This window comes from Streptomyces sp. NPDC057638 (assembly GCF_042800315.1).
GTDB lineage: Bacteria > Actinomycetota > Actinomycetes > Streptomycetales > Streptomycetaceae > Streptomyces.
The window spans coordinates 1-4889 of sequence record NZ_JBHVHF010000447.1 but is presented as its reverse complement, the minus strand read 5'-3'; the positions used below and the strand labels follow the sequence as shown (position 1 = coordinate 4889).

Genomic DNA, 4889 nt, shown 5'->3' with positions numbered 1-4889 from the left:
CTTCTCACGCGTCCGGGCGGCGGTCTTCCCGTATCGGCTCACCGCCGGTCCGCGGGACGGGCAGCCGACAGGCTCAGCCGGTGTTGCGCAGACCCGCCGCCACACCGTTGACCGTCAGCAACAGCGCCCGCGAGAGCACCGGGTCCGGGGTCTCGCCGCGCTCGGCGGCCGTCCGCTGGCGGGCCAGCAGGGAGACCTGGAGGTAGGAGATCGGGTCCAGATAGGCGTCCCGGATCGCGAAGGTCTGCTGGAGCACCGGGTTGGAGTCCAGCAGCGTCTCGCCGCCGGTGATCCGCAGCACCTCGGCCACGGTGAGCGCGTGCTCCTCCTCGATCGCGGTGTAGACGTGCCGGAGGTGGTCCGGCACCAGCGTGTCCACGTAGTGACGCGCTATCCGCAGATCGGTCTTGGCCAGCGTCATCTCGACGTTGGCGACGAAGTTGCGGAAGAAGTGCCAGTGCTCGTACATCTCGTCGAGGACGGTGTCGAGGCCCGCCTCGCGGAGCGCCTTGAGGCCCGACCCGACCCCGTACCAGCCCGGGACGATCTGCCGGGACTGGGTCCAGCCGAAGACCCACGGGATGGCCCGCAGACCGTCGAGTCCGGCGCCCGAGTCGGGGCGGCGGGAGGGGCGGGAGCCCAGGTGCAGCTCGGCGAGCTGGTCGACCGGGGTGGAGGCGAAGAAGTACGCGGGCAGGTCCGGGTCCTCCACCAGCCGCCGGTAGGTGGCGTGGGCGGCGTCGGAGACCGTGTCCATCGCCGCGTCCCAGCGGGACAGCGCCTCGTCGGACTGGCGCGGGGAGGTGTGCAGGGCGGACGCCTGGAGCGTGGCCGCCACCGTCAGCTCCAGGTTCTCCCGGGCCAGCGAGGGGATCAGATACTTGTCGGAGATGACCTCGCCCTGCTCGGTCACCTTGATCTCGCCCTCCAGGGTGCCCCAGGGCTGGGCGAGGATCGCGTCATGGGTGGGGCCGCCGCCCCGGCCGACGGTGCCGCCGCGGCCGTGGAAGAGCCGCAGCCGCACCCCGTGGCGGTGGGCGACATCGCGCAGCCGCCGCTGAGCGCGGTGGATCTCCCACTGCGAGGTGGTGATGCCGCCGAACTTGGAGGAGTCGGAGTAGCCGAGCATGACCTCCTGGACGTCCCCGCGCAGCGAGACCAGACGCCGGTACGAGGGGTCGTTGAGCATGCCGTCGAGGATGACGTCGGCGGCGCGCAGCTCGTCCGTGGTCTCCAGCAGCGGCACGATCCCGATCTTGGCCCAGCCCGCGTGGAGGTCGATCAGACCGGCCTCACGGGCGAGGACGGCGGCGGCGAAGACATCGTCGGCGCCCTGGCACATCGAGATGATGTACGACTCGATGACCTCGGGTCCGAACCGTTCGAACGCCTCCTTCACCGTCTGGAAGACCCCGAGGGTCTTCTGTCCCGCCGCGTCCAGCGGAGCCGGGCTGGGCGCCAGCGGACGGCGGGAGCGCAGCTCCTTGGCGAGCAGCTTCTGCCGGTACTCGCGCGGCATGTCGGCGTAGCGCCAGGACTCCTCGCCGAGCCGGTCGAAGAGCTGCCCCAGGGCGTGGTGGTGGGCGTCGGCGTGCTCGCGGACGTCCATGGTGGCGAGCTGGAGCCCGAAGGCGGAGAGGGTGCGGATGACCCGCTCCATCCGGCCGTCGGCGAAGAGACCGCCCCGGTGCTCCCGCAGCGAGGTCTGGATCAGGGTCAGATCGCCGATCAGCTCGGTGGTGCCGAGGTAGTCGCGGCCCGGCTCGTGCGGGGTGCCCTTGGCGAGGCGCTCCCGGGTGTTGACGATCTTCTGCTGGACGCAGGTGGCCTTGAGCCGGTAGGGCTCCTCGGCGTTGAGCCGCTTGTAGCGGGGGCTGATCTCCGGGAGCAGCTCCAGGTCCTTCTGGAGGGAGTCGAGCAGCTCGGGGGTGGCGCCGGTGTAGCGGATGGAGTTGGAGAGCAGTCCGCGCAGCGAGTCGATCAGTTCGAGGGCGTCGGTGATGCCGTGCTCGTGCTGGAGGATCAGCACCTCACGGGTGACGGCGGGGGTGACGTTGGGGTTGCCGTCGCGGTCGCCGCCGATCCAGGTGCCGAAGGTCAGCGGCCGGGTGGTGGCGGGCAGTTCGACGCCGATGCGCTCCAGTTCGGCGGCGAGGTCCTCCAGGACGTCACCGACGGCGTGGGCGTGCAGCTCGTCCAGGTAGTAGATCGCGTTGCGCGCCTCGTCGGCGGGCTCGGGGCGGACCACCCGCAGCTCGTCGGTCTGCCAGATGAGGTCGATGTTCTCGGCCAGCCGCAGATCGCGGCGGCGCGGGTCGAGGGCGCCCTCGGCGCCGTCGAGCAGGGCGGCGATCCGGCGGAGCTTGTTGAGCACCGAGCGCCGGGCGGCCTCGGTGGGGTGCGCGGTGAAGACCGGCCGTACGTTGAGGTTGGCGACGGTCTGGCGCAGATGCTCGGGGTCGGCGTCCTTGAGCCGGTCGACGGTCCGGGTGAGCAGCCCGCCCTCGGCGGCGCGGCGGCGGCGCAGCTCATGGCCCCGGTGGACCTGCTCGGTGACGTTGGCGAGATGGAAGTAGACGGAGAAGGCACGCACCAGCTTCGCGGCGGTCTCCAGGTCGGTCTCGCCCAGCAGCGTCGCGGCGGCCTCGCCGTCGCTGCGGGTCAGCGCCCGGACCCGCTCGACGAGGTCGAGCAGTTCGGCGCCCTCCTGGCGGACGATGGTCTCGCCCAGCAGGTCGCCCAGTCGGCGGATGTCGGCACGGAGTTCGGCGTTGGCCGTGGGTGTCTGGTCGGCACTGCTCACAGGTGCGGCTCCTTGCAGTGTTTGAGCACGTCTGGAGGGGTACTGGAGGCTGCGGACCGCGCTGTCCGACGAGACCCAGGATAGGTGTCCCGCCTCCGGACGTACGCCGGAGGTCTCTTGCCGTGAGGCTACGCGCTGACATACTTACGTCGCCGTAGGTTACGCGGCCGTAGCCGTGTCCGTCCGCCGTCTTCCCACAGCGGTCGGGGGCCGTCCCCCTACACCGCGCTGACCTGGCGGTTAACCCTCCCCATCCCTCACTCCCCAGGGACCATTCATGACGCCACGCTCCGACCTGCTCGACGACGCGCCCGCCGGGTCCGGTGGGCCCGCCGAGCCCGCCGGTCCCGCGGGTTCTTCCGCCGGTTCCGCCGGTTCCACCGGGGAAGCCCTCCCCTCCGCGACCCTCGGCGGGGACAGCAAGGGGTCGGTCGAGCAGCTCGCCCTCCTCGCCTTCATCACCGTCCCCTTCCTGGCCCTGCTGGCGGCGGTGCCGCTGGCCTGGGGCTGGGGGGTGAGCTGGCTGGACCTGGGGCTGATGGTGGGCATGTACTACCTGGGGTGCCACGGGATCACCATCGGCTTCCACCGCCACTTCACCCACGGCTCCTTCAAGGCGCGCCGCCCGCTGAAGATCGCGCTCGCCATCGCCGGGTCGATGGCCGTCGAGGGCCCGCTGGTCCGCTGGGTCGCCGACCACCGCAAGCACCACCGCTTCTCCGACGCCGAGGGCGACCCGCACTCCCCGTGGCGGTACGGGGAGAGCGTCCCCGCGCTGCTGAAGGGCCTGTGGTGGGCCCACATCGGCTGGATGTTCGACGAGGAGCGGACCCCCCAGCACGTCTACGCCCCCGATCTAGTCAAGGACCCGGTGCTGCGGGGCATCTCGCGGGGCTTCATCTACTGGACCATCCTGTCGCTGGCCATCCCCCCGATCGTCGGCGGACTGGTGACCATGTCGTGGTGGGGCGCGTTCACCGCCTTCTTCTGGGGCTCCCTGGTCCGGGTCGCGCTGCTGCACCATGTGACCTGGTCGATCAACTCCATCTGCCACGCCGTCGGCAAGCGCCCGTTCAAGTCCCGGGACCGCTCCGGCAACGTCTGGTGGCTGGCGGTCCTGTCCTGCGGCGAGTCCTGGCACAACCTCCACCACGCCGACCCCACCAGCGCCCGCCACGGTGTGCTGCGGGGCCAGCTCGACTCCAGCGCCCGGCTGATCCGCTGGTTCGAGCAGCTCGGCTGGGCCTATGACGTGCGCTGGCCCAGCGCCTCCCGTATCGACGCCCGGCGTCGGGCCGAGGCCCCCGACACGGCATGATGGAGAGCGTGGCGACCGACGGCAGCAGAACCAGTACGGAGAAGAACCGCCCGTCGCGCAGGACGCGACGGGTGCGGATGACCGGCGCCGAGCGCCGCGAACAACTGCTGGACATCGGCCGCACGCTCTTCGCCGAGAAGGGCTTCGAGGGCACCTCGGTGGAGGAGATCGCCGCGAAGGCGGGCGTCTCCAAGCCGGTGGTCTACGAACACTTCGGCGGCAAGGAGGGCCTCTACGCGGTGGTGGTCGACCGCGAGATGCGCCAGCTGCTGGACCTGGTGACCGGCGCACTCACCGCGGGCCACCCCCGGGAACTGCTGGAACAGGCCGCGTTCGCCCTCCTCGACTACATCGAGACCTATACGGACGGCTTCCGCATCCTGGTGCGGGACTCCCCCGTGGCCCAGTCGACGGGCACCTTCGCCTCCCTGATCAGCGATATCGCCACCCAAGTGGAGGACATCCTGGGCATGGAGTTCAAGAACCGCGGCTTCGACCCCAAGCTGGCCCCGCTCTACGCCCAGGCCCTCGTCGGCATGGTCGCCCTCACCGGCCAGTGGTGGCTCGAAACCCGCCGCCCCAAGAAGGCGGAGGTCGCCGCCCACCTGGTGAACCTGGCCTGGCACGGCCTGGACGGCCTGGAGCCCAAACCCCGGCTGATCGGCCACCGGAAGAACTAGCGGGATCCGTGACAGGGGCGGCCCCGGGGTGCGGGGCGACCAGTTACTTGAAAAGTAACTGCCCGGGGAGTGCGCGTCCCCGCGAGCC

3 protein-coding genes are annotated in these 4889 nt (G+C 71.0%); 2 read left to right on the top strand and 1 reads right to left on the bottom strand.

Annotation, left to right across the window (positions count from 1 at the left end):
• Positions 1-73 precede the first annotated feature (73 nt).
• Positions 74-2803, bottom strand: a complete 2730-nt coding sequence (ppc, locus tag ACFVIM_RS32920) for a phosphoenolpyruvate carboxylase (protein WP_384309381.1) — start codon at positions 2801-2803, stop codon at positions 74-76.
• Positions 2804-3080: 277 nt separating this feature from the next.
• Here ppc and ACFVIM_RS32915 point away from each other — a divergent pair, with 277 nt between their 5' ends.
• Both ACFVIM_RS32915 and ACFVIM_RS32910 read left to right on the top strand, forming a co-directional pair.
• Positions 3081-4121 carry an acyl-CoA desaturase gene (locus ACFVIM_RS32915; protein ID WP_384309379.1) on the top strand — a complete coding sequence of 347 codons (1041 nt, stop codon included), beginning with the start codon at positions 3081-3083 and terminating at the stop codon, positions 4119-4121.
• Entirely contained in the window at positions 4121-4801 is a 681-nt protein-coding gene (locus ACFVIM_RS32910) for a TetR family transcriptional regulator (protein ID WP_384309384.1), read from the top strand. Before ACFVIM_RS32915 ends, ACFVIM_RS32910 begins: the two co-directional genes overlap by 1 nt.
• Positions 4802-4889: the final 88 nt, after the last annotated feature.